At 47.1% G+C, this 1,241-nt stretch carries 3 protein-coding genes; all 3 read left to right on the top strand.

What is annotated here, in order from left to right; genetic code table 11:
• The first annotated feature begins 375 nt into the window (after nucleotides 1-375).
• Nucleotides 376-585, top strand: a complete 210-nt coding sequence (locus F6K49_RS50405; RefSeq protein ID WP_293110398.1) for a hypothetical protein — start codon at nucleotides 376-378, stop codon at nucleotides 583-585.
• A gap of 28 nt (nucleotides 586-613) precedes the next feature.
• Nucleotides 614-856, top strand: coding sequence for a DUF2281 domain-containing protein (locus F6K49_RS50400; RefSeq protein WP_293110396.1), 243 nt, complete (start codon nucleotides 614-616; stop codon nucleotides 854-856).
• Nucleotides 857-909: 53 nt separating this feature from the next.
• Nucleotides 910-1,241: type II toxin-antitoxin system VapC family toxin (locus F6K49_RS50395; RefSeq protein ID WP_293110394.1), on the top strand; the 332-nt coding region annotated here is incomplete at its 3' end.

Raw genomic sequence — 1,241 nt, 5'->3', positions numbered from 1 at the left:
TCAAGTGAATTTGGTACATGATCACGGTTCCAGAGCCAACGCTTTTAGTATAGCACGAAGGGAGCAGGGAGTAGGGAGTAGGGAGTAGGGAATAGGGAATAGTGTTAGAAGTGTGTCTTGAGTGCAACGGTTTTCTCAAGTGTGCTTTCAGTGCAATGGTTTTTTGCGAGGGAGCAGGGAGCTGAGGCCTTAGGCCACGCTAAGCGAAGGGAGCAGGGGGGAGTGTCGGAAGTGTGCGGCCAGTGCAACGGTTTTCAAAACTGTGCGGCCAGTGCAATGGTTTTCAGCAGACCGATTGATCGGAAACGGGACTTCGGGGGGGAGTGTCCGAAAGTTAGAAGTCAGAAGTTAGAAGTCAGAAGTTAGAAGTAGGGAGTGTCTCAACTGTGCGCTCAGTGCAACGGTTTTGTGATCACTATTGATAGAAAAAGGAACTTCGGGGGCGAGTCTCTCAACTGTGCCGCCAGTGCAACGGTTTTCTCAACTGTCGAAAGTGTTGGGAGATCGGGACTCAGCTCAGCGTTCCCTCTTGCCTGTTCCCAGATCCGCTGTTCCCTATTTCCTACTCTCTCCCAGCTACAATAAAGTGGACTATAGTTTAAGGTAATAAATCATGGATAGTCCTACTACAACTAGGGAAGAGCTGTTTGTAAAATGGCAAGGGCTACCACCTGTATTCCAGCAGCAGGTATTAGACTTCATTGATTTTTTGTTGGGCAAGTATGGACAGCAGCAGTCTGAAACTACTCCTCAAAAGCAGTTACGTCCATATGGACTCTGTCTAGGCCAGTTCAAAGTGCCAGATGATTTTGATGCCCCGTTGCCAGATGAGATTCTAGACGGGTTTGAGAACTAGTGAAAATTCTGTTAGATACGCATATTTTTCTATGGTTCATCAGTGGCGACACTATGCTATCGACAGATGTTCGAGACATCATGCGCGACCCAGATAACGAAGTCTACTTGAGTGTTGTTTCAGTTTGGGAGGCAATAGTCAAGTATCAACTGGGTAAGCTACCATTGCCAGAGCCACCAGATAAGTTTTTGCCAAACCAGCGTCAACTTCACCAAATTGCTAGTCTCGACCTTGATGAAGGTAGTGTTACTCAGTTATCAAAATTGCCCCTGATCCATCGCGATCCCTTTGATAGGATGCTGATCAGCCAGGCTTTGGAGAAAGGTTTGACATTAGCAACTGTGGATCGAGAAATCCGCGCTTACCAACAATACGTGCAGTTAGT

This window comes from Moorena sp. SIO3I6 (genome assembly GCF_010672095.1).
Note: the sequence above shows the minus strand (reverse complement) of the source record. Positions and strands in the feature narration are given on the sequence as shown.